The following is a 16,690-nucleotide window of genomic DNA, read 5'->3' on the forward strand; positions in this document are numbered from 1 at the left end:
ATACTCTCTGTCTGGCGGATGGTGGCAGGCATTGCAGCCGAGACACGCAAAAGCCGTTATCATAGCCGCCTGTTTGCCTACCTTGCCATGGACACCATGACCGAGAACGACTATCTGACCGCTTGGGGCCTTTACGCCTTCGCCGCTTTGGGCTGCCTGTTGGTATGGTGGCGCCTGACCCGCTGGATCTGGCGTTGGCTGCGCGAGCCGCTGCAATTGCTGATGGCCGTGGTGCTGTTCAGCCCGACCATCGTCGACCCGGTCAAGACCCAGTTCGCGCCGGCGGTGGCCATCACCGCCATGGACCTGGTGCTCAAGGTCGGCAATAACGCCTGGCGGGCCATTTCCGATCTGTTCATGTACACGATGATCGCGTTTGCCGTGTATCTCGTGTTCGTGTTGATCCGCTGGCCTATCGAGCGTGCCGCCAATGCCCGTCGCGAGCGCAAGGCGGCTGTCGATGCCGCTTTGGCCGCCGAGCAGGACGATGAGGAACCCTTCCGTCGCCCGGCACCGGTCAGTGGTGCACGGGTCGAGCCGCGCCTTTAACGTTGTCCGCCCCGCAGCGAGAGCCCTGGCATGTGTGAATTAATGGGCATGAGTGCCAACGTCCCTACCGATATCGTATTCAGCTTTACCGGGCTGATGCAGCGGGGCGGGCGTACCGGCCCCCACCGCGATGGCTGGGGCATTGCTTTCTATGAAGGTCGTGGCCTGCGCCTGTTCCAGGACCCGGCTGCCAGCAGTGAGTCGGAAGTCGCCTTGCTGGTGCAGCGTTATCCCATCAAAAGCGAAGTGGTGATCGGCCATATACGCCAGGCCAATGTGGGCAAGGTGTGCCTGTCCAACACCCACCCGTTCGTGCGTGAACTGTGGGGGCGCAACTGGTGTTTTGCGCATAACGGCCAACTGGCGGACTTCAACCCCCGTGCCACGTTCTACCGCCCGGTGGGCGATACCGACAGCGAAGCGGCGTTCTGCGACTTGCTCAACCGTGTACGCGAGGCCTTCCCGGAGCCGGTGGACATCGAGCAGGTCTTGCCGGACCTGATCGCCGCTTGCGCGGAGTACCGCAGCAAAGGCGTGTTCAACTGCCTGCTCAGTGACGGCGACTGGCTATTCTGCTACTGCTCGACCAAATTGGCGCAGATCACCCGCCGCGCCCCCTTTGGTCCGGCGCGCTTGAAAGATGTCGACGTGATCGTCGATTTTCAGGCCGAAACCACGCCTGACGACGTGGTAACGGTCATTGCTACCGAGCCTTTGACCGACAACGAAAACTGGACCCGCTACGAACCGGGCCAATGGAGCCTGTGGCGACGCGGTGAATGCGTCAGCCAGGGCGTTACCGAGTAAGGATATCGACCATGTTGCTCAGTTATCTGCGGTTGGTGCTGTTTGCCATTGGCCTGTTGGTCGGTGTGCAAGTGCCGGGTTTTATCAACGACTACGCCAAGCGCGTCGAAGCCCATCTGATTGAAGCCCAGACCGGCCTGCGTGGCTTTGATGCCACCGCGCAGCAGTTCTTCAACGGCGATTTGCAGGCATTGGTGGCGCATTACCGCGCCAGTGACGACCCGGTGTTCCGCAGCGATGCCAACAGCCTGGGCACCTTGCTCGACCGCCAGGTGGCGTTGGACAAGCAATTCCAGGCCATGCAAGGCCCCTGGTATATCCGTGCCCTGCAGGTGGCGGTGGCCGCCGACCCGGACATTCGTCTGGAAACCTGGAACGGCTACAGCTACCAGATCCTGCTGACCCCCGAAGCCATGGGGTGGGGGCTGGGTGGGGCGATGTTGTTGTCGTTCGGGCTGGAATGCCTGTTTCGCCTGATCGACTGGATCGTGTTGGGCGGCAAGCGCATGCGCCAGAGCCGGCCGATTGAAGAGCGGGACCTCAAGGGCCTCTAAGCGTCATCACACATCCAGAGGTGGGAGGGGGTTGCCTCTTCCCACCTGGTTAACCCGGTTTTTTCAGTCAAGTGGGTGTGCTCAGCAGCATCCGCTCCTCGCCGACTTGCGCGGCATAGCGGGCGACGACCTTGCGGCACAGCCCCACAATCTCCTCCACCAATTCCACTCCCACGCGCCACGACACCACGACCTGCAGATTTGGCAGTTTTTGCGCCATGGGTAACATCACCAATTCCCCCCGCGCCAGTTCCTCGCTGACCAACACCGGCGGCAGCGCACCAATTCCGAAACCATCGCGCAGCAAACGCGTAATCGCCGACACCGAATTCACGCAGTTCATCCGTGGCGCGGCCACACCGTTGGCCTGCATCAGGCTCAGTACGTCCTGATGCGGGTGGGAGTTTTTCGAATAAGTGATGATGCGTTCCTGAGCCAGTTCGGCGAGGGAGGCATAGTCGCGGTGGTAGATCGAGTGACTGGCGACGATCCAGGCCATGGGATGGCTGGCCAGTTCCAGGCTGCGCACGGTTTCCAGGCGCAGCAGGTCGGTTTGCAGGATCAGGTCGAGGAAGCCTTTTTGCAGCTGATCGCTGAGGTTCAATGCGGTATCGGCGATCAACTCGATTTCCACCAAGGGGAAATGATCCATCAGTTCGGCCACCAGCGGGCTCAGCCACGTGTGGATGACGGTGTCCATTACGCCGATCCGAATGCGCCCGACTTTGCTGCTGGTGGTTTCCAGGGACTGCTTCAAGCCCTGCATGGTCACCATCATCTGCTCGGCGTAATCGAGCACCTTCAAGCCTTCCGGGGTCAGGCTTACGCCCCGTGAGTCGCGCAGAAGCAGCTTCACGCCCAACTCGCTTTCCAACACGGCGATGCGGCTGGAAATCGAGGCCTGGGTAGTGAACAGCTTTTCGGCGGTCAGTCGAAAGCTCTTGAGCTTGGCCACCCAGACGAAGGTTTCGAGGAACTTCAAATTCATGGGATCAACTTTTCTTATGCATGGATCGGTTTTTATTAGTTGGACGTCGCACCGGGCAAACGCCAAAAATCGAGTCATTCCACGATAAGCGTCGTTGGGGTATGAGGACAAGTTGCGAGTTCCGGGTAAAAAATCCCACACTACAAAAAACAACGCCTACAGGAGCGCCCACCGTGAGCCGTCTGTTATTGAATTGTGATATCGGCGAGAGCTTCGGCAACTGGACCATGGGTCTGGATGCCGAGGTCATGCCGTTCATCGATTGCGCCAATGTGGCTTGCGGTTTCCATGCCGGCGACCCGAGCATCATGCGCAAGACCGTCAGCCTGGCTTTCAAGCACGGCGTGCAAGTGGGTGCACACCCGGCCTACCAGGACCTGCAAGGCTTCGGCCGTCGCTCCATGGCCTACACACCCCAGGAAATCCAGGACCTGCTGCATTACCAGATCGGCGCTCTCGACGGCATTTGCCGCGCTCAAGGCGGACGGGTCAGCTACGTCAAACCCCATGGCGCGATGTACAACGACATGATGGCCAACCCCACGCAATTGCGTGCGGTGATCCAGGCCGTGGCGGCCTATGGCGATTTGCCGCTAATGCTCCTGGCCACCCGCGACAACAGCGCGGCCAAGGCCCTGGGTGATGAATACGGTGTGATCCTGTGGTTTGAAGCGTTCGCCGACCGTGCCTACGACGCCCAGGGCCACTTGGTTTCCCGTCAGTTGCCGGGGGCCGTGCATCACGATTCCGACACTATCCTGCAGCAAGCCCTGACCATTTCCCGTGGCGAAGCCCTGACTGCCAGCGACGGCAGCGCGTTGATGTTGCAGGCCAATACCCTGTGCGTGCACGGCGACAACGCCAGTTCGATCGCCGCGGTGCAACGCATTCGCGAGGCGTTGAAGTCAGCATGAGACCACGCATTGAAGTGGTAGCCATTGACTGCCTGATGGTGCGTCTGTTTGAAGTGATTGCCGAAGCCAATATGCCTTGGATGCTCGCCGCCACTCAGCGCTTGCGCGAAGGTTTCGGCGCGGCGCTGGTGGATCTGGTGCCGTCCTACACCACGTTGATGGTGCATTACGATCTCACGGCGTTGAGCCCGGCCCAGGCACGGCAACTGATCGAGCAGGCGCTGACTGACCTGCAACCTCAGGTTCAGGGCGGCGGGCAGTCCCATGTGTTGCCGGTGTGGTATGACCTGAGTGTCGGTCCTGAGCTGACCTTGCTCAGCCAGCGTAGCGGCCTGTCGATAGACGACGTGATCGGCCGTCACACCGCCCATGAATACCAGGTGTTCGCCCTCGGCTTTGCCCCGGGTTTCGCCTTTATGGGGCTTGTGGATGAAAGACTCGCCGCACCGCGCCTCAACACGCCGCGCAAACGCGTGGCGGCCGGCAGCGTTGGCATCGCCGAACGGCAGACTGCCGCCTACCCGGTGGTGTCGCCGGGTGGCTGGAACCTGATCGGCCGCACCCCGGCCAAACTCTTTGACCGCGAACGAGACGGCTACAGCCTGATGCAGCCCGGCGACACGGTGCGCTTCGAGGCGGTTGGCCATGCTGAATTCATCAACCTGGGTGGCGATGACACGCCGTTGGAGGCGCAGGCATGAGCCGCTTGTTGATCGAGGCCAGCACGCCGTTGTGCCTGTTGCAGGACGCCGGCCGCTTTGGCGTGCGCCACCTGGGCGTGACCCAGGGCGGAGCGTTGGACTGGGTGTCGATGTCCTGGGCCAATTGGCTGCTGGGCAATGCGCTGGATGCACCGGTGGTGGAAATCACCTTGGGCGGTTTTACCGTGCAGGCCGAGGATTATTGCCTGCTGGCCCTGGCCGGTGCGGATCTGGGCGCCTATGTCGACGAGCGCGCGATCAGCCCCGGCCGCAGTTTCATCCTGCAAAAGGGCCAGCGCTTGCGTTTCACCCAACCTTTCAGCGGGGCGCGAGCCTACCTGGCGGCGCCGGGCGGGTTTGACGCGCCGGATGTACTCGGCAGTTGTGCCACTGTCGCGCGTGAAGAATTGGGCGGGGTGGATGGTTTCGGCAAGGCATTGGCCGAAGGCGGTCGCCTGGCGTATTCCGGTGTGGGCGGTGCGATGAAGGTGCTGAGCGATCCGACCCTGCCGGCCAAGGCGGCATTGGAGGTGATCGTGGGCGCGCAGATCGGCCGGTTCAGCGGCCAAAGCCTGTTCGATGCCTTCAACACCGAATGGGCGCTCGACAGCCGCGCCGATCGCATGGGCATGCGCTTGCTGGGCACGCCGTTGCACTACCAAGGGCCTTCGCTCATTTCAGAAGGGATTCCGCTGGGGGCGATCCAGGTGCCGCCGGATGGGCAGCCGATTGTGTTGCTCAATGATCGCCAGACCATTGGCGGCTATCCGCGCCTGGGGGCATTGACGCCGTTGTCGCTGGCGCGGCTGGCGCAGTGTCTGCCGGGGGAGAAGGTCAGGTTGGCGCCGGTGGTGCAAGAGACGGCGCATCGGCAGCACATCGAGTATCTGCAGCGGTTCAACCGACCTTGAACGACCCTGACCCCCTGTAGGAGCGAGCAAGCTCGCTCCTACAGGGGGTGATGGGTTATTTCGAGAGGAAGCGCATGCCTTCTTCCAGGCCGCGCAGTGTCAGCGGATACATCTGATCCTCCACCAACTCCCGCACAATCCCCGTCGACGCCGTATACCCCCAGGTGTCCTTCGGATACGGGTTAATCCAGATCAACTTCTTGTACTTGGCCATGAAGCGCTGCATCCACACGTACCCTGGCTCTTCATTCCAGTGCTCGACGCTGCCGCCGGCTTGCGTGATTTCGTAGGGCGCCATCGACGCATCGCCGATGAAGATCACTTTGTAATCCGCGCCGTACTTGTGCAGCAGGTCTTGCGTGGAGGTACGCTCCGAGGTGCGGCGCTGGTTGTTCTTCCACACCGACTCGTATACGAAGTTATGGAAGTAGAAATACTCCAGGTGCTTGAACTCGGTCTTGCACGCGGAGAACAGCTCTTCGCAGGTCTTCACATGGGCGTCCATCGAGCCGCCGATATCGAACAGCAAGAGCAGCTTGATGGTGTTGCGCCGTTCCGGGCGCATCTGGATATTCAGCAGGCCGGCATCACGCGCGGTGTGGTCAATGGTGCCGTCAATGTCCAGCTCTTCCGCCGCACCTTGGCGTGCAAACTTGCGCAGACGGCGCAGGGCGATCTTGATGTTGCGCGTGCCCAGCTCAACCTGATCGTCGAGGTTTTTGTACTCGCGCTGGTCCCACACCTTCACGGCCTTGCCCTGGCGCTTGCCGGCATCGCCGACGCGGATGCCTTCGGGGTTGTAGCCCCCGGAGCCAAACGGGCTGGTGCCACCGGTGCCGATCCATTTGTTGCCGCCGGCGTGGCGTTCCTTCTGTTCTTCCAGGCGCTTCTTGAATTCCTCGATGAGTTTGTCGAGGCCGCCGAGGGACTGGATCTGCGCGCGTTCTTCATCGCTCAGCGAGCGTTCGAATTCCTTGCGCAGCCAATCTTCGGGGATCAGCGCCTGCAGGTGGTCGTCGAGCTTTTCCAGGCCGTTGAAGTAGGCGCCGAAGGCTCGGTCGAATTTGTCGTAATGCCGCTCGTCCTTGACCAGAATCGCCCGGGCCAAGTAGTAAAACTCGTCCATGTCGGCGAAGGTCACGCGCTGTTTCAGGGCCTTGATCAGGTCGAGCAGCTCGCGTACCGACACCGGCACCTTGGCTGCGCGCATCTCATTGAACAGGTTGAGCAACATTATCGATTACCGCGACGGCTCATGAAGGCCAGGCGCTCCAGCAACTGCACGTCCTGCTCGTTCTTCACCAAGGCACCGGCCAGGGGCGGAATGGCCTTGGTCGGGTCGCGCTCGCGCAGCACGGCTTCGCCGATGTTGTCGGCCATCAGTAATTTGAGCCAGTCGACCAGTTCGGAAGTGGAAGGCTTTTTCTTCAGGCCCGGCACTTTGCGCACGTCGAAGAATACGTCCAGCGCTTCGCTGACCAGCTCTTTCTTGATATCGGGGTAGTGCACATCCACGATCTTTTGCAGCGTGGTGCGGTCGGGGAAGGCGATGTAGTGGAAAAAGCAGCGGCGCAGAAAGGCGTCCGGCAGTTCTTTTTCGTTGTTGGAGGTAATGATGATGATCGGGCGTTTTTTGGCCTTGATGGTCTCGTCGATTTCGTAGACGTAGAACTCCATCTTGTCGAGTTCCTGCAACAGGTCGTTGGGGAACTCGATGTCGGCCTTGTCGATTTCGTCGATCAACAGGATGACGCGTTCTTCAGATTCAAAGGCTTCCCAGAGTTTGCCTTTCTTCAGGTAGTTGCGCACATCGTGGACTTTGTCCACGCCCAACTGCGAGTCGCGCAGGCGGCTGACCGCGTCGTACTCGTACAGGCCCTGATGGGCCTTGGTGGTGGACTTGATGTGCCAGGTGATCAGCTTGGCGCCAAAGGATTCGGCCAGTTGCTCGGCGAGCATGGTCTTGCCGGTGCCCGGTTCGCCCTTGACCAGCAAGGGCCGCTCCAGAGTGATGGCAGCGTTGACAGCCAGTTTCAGGTCGTCAGTGGCAACGTAGGCCTGGGTGCCTTCGAACTTCATCGGTCATTCCTCGAATTCATCAATGCCCGGACTATACCTCGCAGCCCCGGCGACTGTGAACGCAGGCGGCTTATTCAGTCTCTGAATGACCGGTCACGTTCAATTCGCCGAGGGCTTGGGTTGTTCATAGCGTGCATTGAATGCCTGGATAAACCCGTTGCGCAAAATCGCCAGAAACGCGGAGAACGCGCTGACATTTTGCTGGTGCACGCTGCCGCTGAGCTCTACTCGGGTGGCAAACTGGTTTTTGTTCTGGTTTTTCAGCACAGTTTCGCTGGCGCCAACCACGGCTTCCCAGATCGAGCGGAAGATGTTCTTGTCCTTGTTTTCAACGTCCTGCTTCCAGTCGAACACTTCTACATCGCGCAGCAACGGCTTGATATAGCCGGTCAACTGGCCTTTTTCGGCCTGGGCCTCGATCACCACATCGCCGGTGCCGGCCTTGAAGTCGAATTTGCCGTAGGCCGAGGCGAAGTCGTTCATGCGCTTGAGTTGCAGGTCCTTGGCGCGAAAACGGAATTCGAAATCTTCGAAATTGCTCAGCGGGTCAAAGGTGGCGTTGGCTTCCAACGGTGCCTGGCCCTGCAATAGGGCTTTGCCTTCGAAGCTGGCGCCGCGCTTGCCTTTGACATCGACCACATTGGTCAAGTTATAGAAACTGGCGTTGACCGAGCTGGCATTGATGTTCACCGCCGGCTTGGAGGTGAAGTTGTGGAAGGCGATCTTGCCGTCCTCAATGCGCACTTCGTTGAGCGTGATGGGCAACAGTTTGCCCAACTGCTCGCGCCAGTCGGTGCCCTTACCGGTTTGTGAGGATTGCTGGTTGCCACCGTCGACAAAATTCAGCTCCGGCTTGAAGAACTGCACCTCGGCTACCACGGCGTGGTCGTACCACAATGAATGCCAGCTCACCGACAGGTCGATCATCGGCACCTTGACGAACGGTACCGGCACCTTGCCGTCGACCTTGACGATCTGCAGGCCGTTGATCTTGTAGGCGCCGCGCCACAGGGCCACATCCACGTCCGTGACCTGGCCACGGTAGTCGCCCATGTCGGCGAGCTTGTCGTTGAGGTAATTGCGCACCAGATAGGGCAGGGCCAGGTCCAGGGCGATCAACACCACCACCAGTACGGCGACGATCCATAGCAGCCCACTGTAACGACGTTTCATAGTGAGGTTCTCCAACGGTATAGGCGATGGACCATTGGCGCGGGCGCAACGTTCCTCTGACTGGACGCCCCGGATGACGAGGCATACCCTTGGGCCATTCTCCAAACAGCCTCAAGGACCCGTCATGAGCCGCATCTTTGCAGACAACGCGCACTCCATCGGTAATACGCCCCTGGTTCAGATCAACCGCATCGCACCGCGTGGCGTGACCATCCTGGCCAAGATCGAAGGGCGTAACCCGGGCTATTCGGTGAAGTGTCGCATTGGCGCCAACATGATCTGGGATGCCGAGGGCACCGGCAAACTCAAGCCTGGCATGACCATTGTCGAGCCGACCTCCGGCAACACCGGCATCGGCCTGGCTTTTGTCGCCGCGGCCCGTGGCTACAAACTGCTGCTCACCATGCCGTCGTCAATGAGCATCGAACGGCGTAAAGTGCTCAAGGCCCTCGGCGCCGAGCTGGTGCTGACCGAACCGGCCAAAGGCATGAAGGGCGCGATTGAAAAAGCCGGCGAAATCGTTGCCAGCGACCCGTCCCGGTACTTTATGCCGGGCCAGTTCGAAAACCCGGCCAACCCGGCCATCCACGAAAAAACCACCGGCCCGGAAATCTGGAACGACACCGATGGCGCCGTGGATGTGCTGGTGGCGGGCGTGGGGACCGGCGGTACCATCACCGGCGTGTCGCGTTACATCAAGAACGTTGCCGGTAAGCCGATCTTGTCGGTGGCCGTCGAGCCGATCGTCTCGCCGGTGATCACTCAAGCGCTGGCCGGTGAAGAGATCAAGCCCAGCCCGCATAAAATCCAGGGAATCGGTGCCGGTTTCGTGCCGAAAAACCTCGATTTGTCGATGGTTGACCGCGTTGAGCTGGTCAGCGACGAGGAGTCCAAGGCCATGGCGCTGCGCCTGATGCAGGAAGAGGGGATCTTGTGCGGTATTTCCTGCGGCGCCGCCATGGCGGTGGCCGCGCGCCTGGCCGAGAAGCCGGAAATGCAGGGCAAGACCATCGTGGTGATCCTGCCCGACTCCGGCGAGCGCTACCTGTCGAGCATGCTGTTCAGTGATTTGTTTACCGAGCAAGAGAACCAGGCTTGATTTGAGTCAGCGCCAATACGCTGGGCCTTCTGCATACTGGCCCAAGTGTTTATCATGGCCGGCTGCTACGTCTGCTGTTGGCCAGGCGCTTATTTTCAGGAGTTGCTGCATGACCTTTTCTTTGGCCGCCAAACTGTCGGTGCTGTCGCTTTTTATCGGCAGCATTCTGTACGTGCATTTGCGCGGCAAGGCGCGTTTGCCTGTGTTGCGTCAGTTCGTCAACCATTCGGCGCTGTTCGCCCCGTATAACGCCTTGATGTACCTGTTTTCGGCGGTGCCGTCCAAACCCTACCTGGACCGCACCAGGTTCCCGGAGCTGGATGTGCTCAAGGACAACTGGGAGGTGATCCGCGAAGAGGCCATGCACCTGTTCGACGAGGGTTACATCCGCGCCGCCGAAAAGAACAACGACGCCGGTTTCGGCTCATTCTTCAAAAAGGGTTGGAAACGTTTCTACCTCAAGTGGTACGACAAGCCGCTGCCCTCTGCCGAAGCGCTGTGCCCGAAAACCGTGGCACTGGTGAGCAGCATCCCTAACGTCAAGGGCGCGATGTTCGCGCTGTTGCCGGGCGGCAGCCACCTGAACCCGCACCGCGACCCGTTTGCCGGTTCCCTGCGTTATCACCTGGGCCTGTCCACGCCGAACTCCGACGACTGCCGCATCTTCGTCGATGGCCAGGTCTACGCCTGGCGTGACGGTGAAGACGTGATGTTCGACGAAACCTACGTGCACTGGGTGAAGAACGAAACCGAGCATACCCGTGTCATCCTGTTCTGTGACATCGAGCGCCCCCTGAGCAACCGCCTGATGACCCGCATCAACCGCTGGGTCAGCAAGCAACTGGGCCGCGCCACCGCGCCGCAGAACCTGGATGACGAACGCGTAGGCGGGATCAACCAGGCCTACGCCTGGAGCAAGACCTTCAGCGACAAGTTCAGTGGTGTGGTCAAGCAGTGGAAGCGCAAGCATCCCAAGGCCTACCGTATTGCGCGGCCGGTACTGGCGGTAGTGGTACTGGTGCTGCTGTGGAAGTGGTTGTTCGGCTGATTGGAATGAGGGAGCGGGCTTGCCCGCTCCCTCATTTGCTCTCCAGCGTGTATCAGGACGCGATCAGCTGACGCAGGACGTAATGCAGAATGCCCCCGGATTTGAAGTATTCGACTTCGTTCAGGGTATCAATCCGGCACAACACCTCGACCTTCTCCGTACTGCCATCTTCGCGCGTAATCACCAGCGTCAGGTTCATCCGCGGCTCGATCTCGGCGTCGGTCAGCCCAAGGATGTCGATCTTCTCCTTGCCGGTCAGTTTGAGCGTCTTGCGGTTCTGGTCCAGTTTGAACTGCAGCGGCAGCACGCCCATGCCTACCAGGTTGGAGCGGTGAATACGCTCGAAACTCTCGGCGATCACCGCCTTGACCCCCAGCAGGTTGGTACCCTTGGCTGCCCAGTCGCGGCTGGAACCGGTGCCGTATTCTTGCCCGGCAACCACCACCAGCGGCGTGCCCGACGCCTGGTACTTCATCGACGCATCGTAGATCGCCATTTTCTCGCCAGTGGGGATGTACAACGTATTGCCGCCTTCCTCGCCGCCGAGCATTTCGTTGCGGATACGGATATTGGCAAAGGTGCCGCGCATCATCACTTCATGGTTGCCCCGACGTGAACCGTAGGAGTTGAAGTCGCGCGGTTCCACGCCTTGCTCGCGCAAGTAGCGGCCGGCGGGGCTGTCGGTCTTGATATTACCGGCAGGGGAGATGTGGTCAGTGGTCACCGAATCCCCCAGCAGGGCCAGCACATTGGCGCCTTTGATATCCTGGATCACCGGCAAAGGCCCGGCAATGTCATCAAAGAACGGCGGGTGCTGGATGTAGGTGGAATCCTTCTGCCACACGTACGTCGCGGCCTGCGGCACTTCAATCGCTTGCCATTGCTCATCCCCGGCAAACACCTCGGCGTATTCCTTGTGGAACATGCCGGTGCTGACTTGGGCCACGGCGTCGGCGATTTCCTTGCTGCTTGGCCAGATGTCCCTGAGGTACACCGGTTTGCCGTCCTTGTCATTACCCAGCGGTTCGCTGCTGATATCGATGCGCACCGTACCGGCCAGGGCGTAGGCCACCACCAGCGGCGGCGAGGCCAGCCAGTTGGTTTTCACCAGCGGGTGCACGCGGCCTTCGAAGTTACGGTTGCCGGACAGTACCGAAGCGACGGTGAGGTCAGCTTTCTGGATGGCTTTTTCAATCGGCTCGGGCAGTGGGCCGGAGTTGCCGATGCAGGTGGTGCAGCCGTAGCCGACCAGGTCGAAACCGAGTTTATCCAGGTATTGGGTAAGGCCCGCCGCCTTGTAGTAATCGGTGACCACCTTGGAACCGGGCGCCAGGGAACTCTTGACCCAGGGTTTACGGGTCAGGCCTTTTTCCACGGCTTTTTTTGCCACCAACCCGGCCGCCATCATCACGCTTGGGTTGGAGGTGTTGGTGCAGGAGGTGATTGCGGCGATCACCACCGCGCCGTTTTTCAAGCGATAGGTCTGGCCATCATCTTCATAGTCGGTTTCGCCCACCAGATCGGCATTGCCCACAGCGACGCCACCGCCGCCTTCGCTTTCCAGGCGGCCTTCTTCTTTGCTGGCGGGTTTGAATTGCAGGTCGAGGAAGTCGCTGAACGCCTGGCCCACATTGGGCAGCGACACCCGGTCCTGCGGGCGTTTCGGCCCGGCGAGGCTGGCTTCGACGCTGCCCATGTCCAGCGCCAGGGTGTCGGTGAACACTGGCTCCTGGCCCGCGTTGCGCCATAGGCCCTGGGCCTTGGTGTATGCCTCCACCAGCTTGACGGTTTCTGTCGGGCGGCCCGACAGGCGCAGGTAGTCCAGCGTCACTTCGTCCACCGGGAAAAAGCCGCAGGTGGCGCCATATTCCGGGGCCATGTTGGCAATGGTGGCGCGGTCGGCCAGAGGCAGGTCGGCGAGGCCGTCGCCATAGAACTCGACGAATTTACCGACCACGCCTTTTTTGCGCAGCATCTGGGTGACGGTCAATACCAGGTCGGTGGCGGTGATGCCTTCCCTCAGCTTGCCGGTGAGCTTGAAGCCGATCACTTCCGGAATCAGCATCGACACGGGTTGGCCGAGCATCGCCGCTTCTGCTTCGATCCCGCCCACACCCCAGCCCAGCACGCCCAGGCCGTTGATCATGGTGGTGTGGGAGTCGGTGCCCACCAGGGTATCGGGGAACGCGTAGGTGCGACCGTCTTCGTCCTTGGTCCACACGGTGCGGCCCAGGTATTCGAGGTTGACCTGGTGGCAGATGCCGGTGCCCGGTGGCACCACGCTGAAGTTGTCGAAGGCGCTCTGGCCCCAGCGCAGGAAGGCGTAGCGTTCGCCGTTGCGCTGCATTTCGATGTCTACGTTCTGCTCGAACGCGCCTGGGGTGCCGAATTTGTCGACCATCACCGAGTGGTCGATCACCAGGTCCACGGGCGAGAGCGGGTTGATGCGCTGCGGGTCGCCCCCGGCCTTGGCCACCGCGGCACGCATGGCGGCCAGGTCGACCACGGCGGGTACGCCGGTAAAGTCTTGCATCAGCACCCGGGCGGGGCGGTATTGGATCTCACGGTCGGACTGGCGCTCTTTGAGCCAGGCGGCGATGGCCTTGAGGTCGGCACCGGTGACGGTCTTGGCGTCCTCCCAGCGCAACAGGTTTTCCAGCAGCACCTTGAGCGACATCGGCAACGTGTCCAGGTCACCCAGGCTCTTGGCGGCTTCGGGCAGGCTGAAGTAGTGATAGGTCTTGTTGTCTATTTCCAGTGTTTTAAGGGTTCTCAGGCTATCAAGCGATGACATGACACGACTCCTTATGGTCCGCACGGCTACGGACCTGACGGGGCGAACAGAGCTTTACACGTTAGCCCTGTTTTCATTAGCAGGCTAATAACTGGACTCTATCGTTAAGTCCAAGGTTCCGAACTCCGTTATCATGCGCGGGTTTTCATGACAGGTATTGCGATAGCGCAAGCCGGTTGATTCACCAGGAGAGTTGATGAACACCCTTTTTATGCACTGCCGCCCGGGTTTTGAAGGCGAAGTCTGCTCCGAGATCTCGGAACATGCCGCGCGCCTGAACGTTTCCGGCTACGCCAAGGCCAAGACCGGCAGCGCCTGCGCCGAATTTGTCTGCACCGAAGAAGACGGCGCCCAGCGCCTGATGCACGGCCAGCGTTTTGCCGAGTTGATCTTCCCAAGGCAGTGGGCGCGCGGGGTGTTTATTGACTTGCCGGAAACTGACCGCATCAGCGTGATCCTCGCTCACCTGCAAGGCTTCCCGGTGTGCGGCAGCCTGTGGTTGGAGATGGTCGATACCAACGACGGGAAGGAACTGTCGAACTTCTGCAAGAAATTTGAGGTGCACCTGCGCAAAGCCTTGTTGAACGCCGGCAAGCTGGTAGACGACCCGAGCAAGCCGCGCCTGCTGCTGACCTTCAAGAGTGGCCGGGAAGTGTTCATGGGCCTGGCCGAGTCGAATAATTCGGCGATGTGGCCGATGGGCATCCCCCGCCTGAAATTCCCGCGTGAAGCGCCGAGCCGCTCGACCTTGAAGCTGGAAGAGGCCTGGCACCACTTTATCCCGCGTGAACAGTGGGACGAGCGTCTGCACGGCGACATGACCGGCGTCGACCTGGGCGCGGCGCCGGGTGGCTGGACCTGGCAACTGGTCAATCGCGGCATGCTGGTGACCGCCATCGACAACGGCCCCATGGCCGAAAGCCTGATGGACACCGGCCTGGTCCAGCACCTGATGGCCGACGGCTTCACCTTTGTGCCCAAGCAGCCGGTGGACTGGATGGTCTGCGATATCGTCGAAAAGCCTGCACGTAACGCGGCGCTGCTGGAAACCTGGATCGGCGAGGGGCATTGCCGTGAGGCGGTGGTGAACCTGAAGTTACCGATGAAGCAGCGTTATGCCGAAGTGAAGCGCTTGCTGGAGCGTATCGAGGAGGGCTTCAAGGCGCGCGGGATTCGCGTGGAGATCGGTTGCAAGCAGCTGTATCACGATCGTGAAGAAGTGACGTGCCACTTGCGTCGGCTGGTGGATGTGAAGAAAGCCAAGGCCCTATAAACTGAGCGCCTGTTCCAGGAGTAGATGATGAGCGATATCAGTGACACCGCCGTCGACGGCACCCTAGACGCAACGGGCCTCAATTGCCCGGAGCCGGTGATGATGCTGCACCAACACATCCGCGACCTGCCGCCAGGCGGCTTGCTCAAGGTGATCGCGACCGACCCGTCGACCCGCCGCGATATTCCCAAGTTCTGCGTGTTCCTTGACCACGAACTGGTGGATCAGCAGGAACAGGCCGGTACCTACCTGTACTGGATTCGCAAAAAGCTGGCTTGACCCCTAATGCAATTCAATTAAGCGTAAGACCGGAATCAGGCTTGAGCCCGCGCCTTATCTGCACGGATGCGTCGGCGCGCACTGCGCGCCAGGCGCACCAGCAACATCCCCGCCGCACAACTCAAGCCTACGATCAGCCCTTGCCACAAGCCGCTTGGGCCGCTGGGTTCGCCGAGCCAAGGGGTCAGGCCCAAGGCATAACCCACCGGCAGGCCCACGCCCCAATAGGCGAACAAGGTCAGTACCATGGTTACCCGGGTGTCCTGGTAGCCACGCAGCGCACCGGCGGCGGTGACCTGGATCGAGTCCGAGAACTGGAACAACGCCGAGAACACGATCAATGTCGAGGCCAGGTGGATCACCACCGGGTCCGGGGTGTAGATCGTCGCAATCTGTTCACGGAACAACAGCATCAGGCTGCAGGACACGCAGGCGTACGCCAGCGCCGTGCCCATGCCGACCCCCGCGGCAAAGCGCGCTTCACGCGGCTCGCCACGGCCCAGGGCCTGGCCGACACGCACGGTGACCGCCATGCTCAGGGAGTAGGGAATCATGAACACCAGGGAGCTGACGTTCAGCGCGATCTGGTGCCCCGACACCACCGTAGCGCCCAGGCTGCCGATCAGCAGGGCGATCACCGCGAAGATGCTCGACTCGGCAAAGATCGCGACGCCGATAGGCAGGCCGATGCCCAGCACACGCTTGATCACCGACCACTGGGGCCAGTCGAAACGCTTGAACAACTCGCTGCTCTGATAGGCCGAGCCCCAGCGGGTCCAGACGGCCAGGCCCAGCGTCATCACCCACATGGCAATGGCCGTGGCCCAACCGCAGCCTACGCCGCCCATGGCCGGTACGCCCAGGTGGCCGTAGATGAAGATGTAGTTCAGTGGAATGTTCAGCGCCAACCCGCATAGGCCCATGACCATGCTCGGCCGCGTGCGACCCAGGCCATCACTGAAGCAACGCAATACGTAATAGAACGCGACGGCCGGCATGCCTGCGGCGATACCGTGCAGGTAACCCATGGAGGGTTTGATCAGGTCGGGCTCGACCTTCATGGCGTGCAGGATGGGTTCGGCGCAGAGCAGCAGTAATGCTCCGATGATCCCCACTACCAGCGCCAGCCACAGCGATTGACGCACCAGCGGGCCGATCTCGCTGAACTGACCGGCGCCGTAGCGCTGGGCGACTTTTGGCGTAGTGGCCAGCAGGGTGCCGGTCATCAACAGATACACCGGAATCCAGATCGAATTGCCCAGGCCCACCGCAGCCAGATCCTGTGGGCTGACGCGCCCGGCCATCACCGCATCGACGAAGCTCATCGCCGTGGTTGCCAGTTGGCCGATCATGATCGGCAGGGCGAGGGTCAGCAGGCCGCGCACTTCCCGACTGATACGGGCGGGGCGGGTGAGGGTGGCGGTGGCAGTGTTCACGTACGGGTGTCCAGGAATAAGGGGAAACGCAAGGACGGCGGATTCTACGCCTTGACATGATGGTCAGGAAAAAACCTGTGTTGCG

The 16,690-nt window shown here is 60.9% G+C and carries 16 protein-coding genes; 10 read left to right on the plus strand and 6 right to left on the minus strand.

The annotated features are described in order from the left end of the window. Positions 1-18: 18 nt before the first annotated feature. Genes M5B97_RS03155 through M5B97_RS03165 form a run of 3 tightly spaced genes read left to right on the plus strand, consistent with a single transcriptional unit; the run spans position 19 to position 1,910 of the window. The gene (locus tag M5B97_RS03155) at positions 19-549 is read left to right on the plus strand and encodes an MFS transporter (protein WP_134657921.1); all 531 of its coding nucleotides are present in this window, start codon (positions 19-21) and stop codon (positions 547-549) included. A gap of 30 nt (positions 550-579) precedes the next feature. Next, complete coding sequence (locus M5B97_RS03160) at positions 580-1,356, plus strand: class II glutamine amidotransferase (protein ID WP_123715078.1); 777 nt, start codon at positions 580-582, stop codon at positions 1,354-1,356. A gap of 11 nt (positions 1,357-1,367) precedes the next feature. Continuing rightward, positions 1,368-1,910 carry a DUF2937 family protein gene (locus M5B97_RS03165; protein ID WP_123715079.1) on the plus strand — a complete coding sequence of 181 codons (543 nt, stop codon included), beginning with the start codon at positions 1,368-1,370 and terminating at the stop codon, positions 1,908-1,910. 67 nt (positions 1,911-1,977) lie between these two features. On the opposite strand, the gene M5B97_RS03170 is transcribed toward M5B97_RS03165, so the two are convergent. Continuing rightward, complete coding sequence (locus M5B97_RS03170; protein ID WP_248730722.1) at positions 1,978-2,898, minus strand: LysR family transcriptional regulator; 921 nt, start codon at positions 2,896-2,898, stop codon at positions 1,978-1,980. A gap of 173 nt (positions 2,899-3,071) precedes the next feature. On the opposite strand from M5B97_RS03170, the gene M5B97_RS03175 reads away from it, so the two are divergent. From M5B97_RS03175 to M5B97_RS03185, 3 genes are read left to right on the plus strand one after another with little or no spacing between them, the layout of a single operon-like run. Continuing rightward, on the plus strand, positions 3,072-3,812 hold the full coding sequence (locus M5B97_RS03175) for a 5-oxoprolinase subunit PxpA (RefSeq protein WP_123715081.1): 741 nt from the start codon (positions 3,072-3,074) through the stop codon (positions 3,810-3,812). Then, complete coding sequence (pxpB, locus tag M5B97_RS03180) at positions 3,809-4,513, plus strand: 5-oxoprolinase subunit PxpB (protein WP_248730723.1); 705 nt, start codon at positions 3,809-3,811, stop codon at positions 4,511-4,513. The genes M5B97_RS03175 and pxpB overlap by 4 nt, the downstream gene beginning before the upstream one ends. Next, positions 4,510-5,424 carry a biotin-dependent carboxyltransferase family protein gene (locus M5B97_RS03185; RefSeq protein WP_123715083.1) on the plus strand — a complete coding sequence of 305 codons (915 nt, stop codon included), beginning with the start codon at positions 4,510-4,512 and terminating at the stop codon, positions 5,422-5,424. The genes pxpB and M5B97_RS03185 overlap by 4 nt, the downstream gene beginning before the upstream one ends. A 55-nt stretch (positions 5,425-5,479) precedes the next feature. Here the strand turns inward: M5B97_RS03185 and M5B97_RS03190 are convergent, their stop codons facing one another. From M5B97_RS03190 to M5B97_RS03200, 3 genes are all read right to left on the minus strand, one after another. Beyond that, complete coding sequence (locus M5B97_RS03190; RefSeq protein WP_248730724.1) at positions 5,480-6,658, minus strand: VWA domain-containing protein; 1,179 nt, start codon at positions 6,656-6,658, stop codon at positions 5,480-5,482. After that, on the minus strand, positions 6,658-7,503 hold the full coding sequence (locus M5B97_RS03195; RefSeq protein WP_060753128.1) for a MoxR family ATPase: 846 nt from the start codon (positions 7,501-7,503) through the stop codon (positions 6,658-6,660). Before M5B97_RS03195 ends, M5B97_RS03190 begins: the two co-directional genes overlap by 1 nt. A 99-nt stretch (positions 7,504-7,602) precedes the next feature. Then, a complete protein-coding gene (locus M5B97_RS03200) occupies positions 7,603-8,676 on the minus strand; it encodes a DUF748 domain-containing protein (RefSeq protein ID WP_248730725.1) in 1,074 nt (357 codons plus the stop codon). Positions 8,677-8,800: 124 nt separating this feature from the next. Between M5B97_RS03200 and cysK the strand changes: the two genes are divergently transcribed. Continuing rightward, positions 8,801-9,775 carry a cysteine synthase A gene (gene cysK, locus M5B97_RS03205; protein WP_123715086.1) on the plus strand — a complete coding sequence of 325 codons (975 nt, stop codon included), beginning with the start codon at positions 8,801-8,803 and terminating at the stop codon, positions 9,773-9,775. 109 nt (positions 9,776-9,884) lie between these two features. After that, positions 9,885-10,823, plus strand: a complete 939-nt coding sequence (locus tag M5B97_RS03210) for an aspartyl/asparaginyl beta-hydroxylase domain-containing protein (protein ID WP_123715087.1) — start codon at positions 9,885-9,887, stop codon at positions 10,821-10,823. A 52-nt stretch (positions 10,824-10,875) separates the two neighbouring features. Here M5B97_RS03210 and acnA read toward each other — a convergent pair whose 3' ends face one another. After that, entirely contained in the window at positions 10,876-13,617 is a 2,742-nt protein-coding gene (acnA, locus tag M5B97_RS03215) for an aconitate hydratase AcnA (protein ID WP_248730726.1), read from the minus strand. Positions 13,618-13,813: 196 nt separating this feature from the next. Between acnA and rlmM the strand changes: the two genes are divergently transcribed. Both rlmM and tusA read left to right on the plus strand, forming a co-directional pair. Beyond that, a complete protein-coding gene (gene rlmM, locus M5B97_RS03220) occupies positions 13,814-14,890 on the plus strand; it encodes a 23S rRNA (cytidine(2498)-2'-O)-methyltransferase RlmM (RefSeq protein WP_248730727.1) in 1,077 nt (358 codons plus the stop codon). A gap of 27 nt (positions 14,891-14,917) precedes the next feature. Continuing rightward, complete coding sequence (gene tusA / locus M5B97_RS03225) at positions 14,918-15,169, plus strand: sulfurtransferase TusA (RefSeq protein ID WP_123715090.1); 252 nt, start codon at positions 14,918-14,920, stop codon at positions 15,167-15,169. Between the two features lie 35 nt (positions 15,170-15,204). Here the strand turns inward: tusA and M5B97_RS03230 are convergent, their stop codons facing one another. Continuing rightward, positions 15,205-16,605 carry an MATE family efflux transporter gene (locus M5B97_RS03230; RefSeq protein ID WP_248730728.1) on the minus strand — a complete coding sequence of 467 codons (1,401 nt, stop codon included), beginning with the start codon at positions 16,603-16,605 and terminating at the stop codon, positions 15,205-15,207. Positions 16,606-16,690: the final 85 nt, after the last annotated feature.

Source organism: Pseudomonas sp. MWU13-2517 (assembly GCF_023242545.1).
Classification (GTDB): domain Bacteria; phylum Pseudomonadota; class Gammaproteobacteria; order Pseudomonadales; family Pseudomonadaceae; genus Aquipseudomonas.